The sequence below is a fragment of the Kangiella shandongensis genome, from assembly GCF_020005365.1.
GTDB classification, from domain to species: domain Bacteria; phylum Pseudomonadota; class Gammaproteobacteria; order Enterobacterales; family Kangiellaceae; genus Kangiella; species Kangiella shandongensis.
The window spans coordinates 1-1,199 of sequence record NZ_JACNML010000024.1; the positions used below are offsets into that span (position 1 = coordinate 1).

Consider the following 1,199-nt stretch of genomic DNA (forward strand, 5'->3'; position numbering starts at 1 on the left):
GTGATGTCAGTTACTTCCTGATGAATTATTACAACTGGGAGCGACCGCATCAATTTAATGATGGTCTACCACCGGCAAAAGCCGAGAAATTAGCTAAAAAGGTGTCCGGGTTTTGTTGACCACTACAATATGCTCTAACTCAGTAGTATGTTTCGGTGAAGCGAAAATCGAGTTAGCATAACTACCGTTAATGATGTTCTCACACTTGATAGTATACTTTGTGTCATTATAGATTTGACCTTGCCAGTTATTACATAATCCACCGACTTTGTAGGAGTAACCATTAAATCGTTCCGTCTTATACGGTGATTCTTTAATACAAGTCCTTTGCCCAACCACTCCGGCATTGATTTGGTCCATGCCTCGCAGCGATGTGTCAGAACACCCCATTAAGTACAAAAAGGATATTGAAAAAAATAAGATCCTAATGATGAGCATACCTCTTCCTGGAAAGCATAACGCAGCTCCTAAAGGATATTACGTGACGGAGTATAGAAAGTCTAACTTGAATAACTTTTTAGATTAAAGGCTTATTATTTTTTAGTTAAATTCCAACCAGTGTTGTCACACGACCACCAGGGCAAGCAATGCTCCGGGCATTGCTATTGCATTTCCCACATCCTTGTGGGTTAGATGGTGGAAGTACCAGAAACGCAGGGAGCAGTTTCTGGTCGACAGGGTAAACTTCCTTATACTCATTTCTTGCAGGCAATAAAAAACCCCAGCCGTGTGGCTGGGGCTTTGTTATTAGCGCTTGGCGAGGGTCTGCCCCCTTGGGTATGATACCTAAAGGTATTCCTTCAGGTAATGCTAAGGCATCGCCTTCAGTCACCTAAGCCGTGCAAGTGGCTTTTGCTGGTGCAATATATTTGTTCCGTGCTTCTCGTCGAGCGTCCTGAACACGTAAAAAACTCATAAATCATAGATATAAAAAAGCCACCCGAAGGTGGCTTTTTTTTATATAAGCGCTCGCGTGCCCTTGGGGTATGGCGATGATGCCTAAAGGCATTCCCTCAGCTCATGCACAGCATGACCTTCGGTCACCTAGGCCGAGCCAGTGGTTTATGCTCGAACAATATATTCGCTTCGTCGTTACCATTAACTGTCCTAAGCATATAACAGAGCTCACAAACCATTCATGCAAAGAAAAAGGGCCCACCTTTCGGTGAGCCCTTTCTTTGATAAGCGCTTGGCGATGA

At 43.7% G+C, this 1,199-nt stretch carries 1 protein-coding gene; it reads right to left on the reverse strand.

All coding sequences use genetic code 11. The annotated features are described in order from the left end of the window. Nucleotides 1-93: 93 nt before the first annotated feature. On the reverse strand, nucleotides 94-360 hold the full coding sequence (locus H7708_RS13370; protein ID WP_223671356.1) for a hypothetical protein: 267 nt from the start codon (nucleotides 358-360) through the stop codon (nucleotides 94-96). Between the last annotated feature and the right edge of the window lie 839 nt (nucleotides 361-1,199).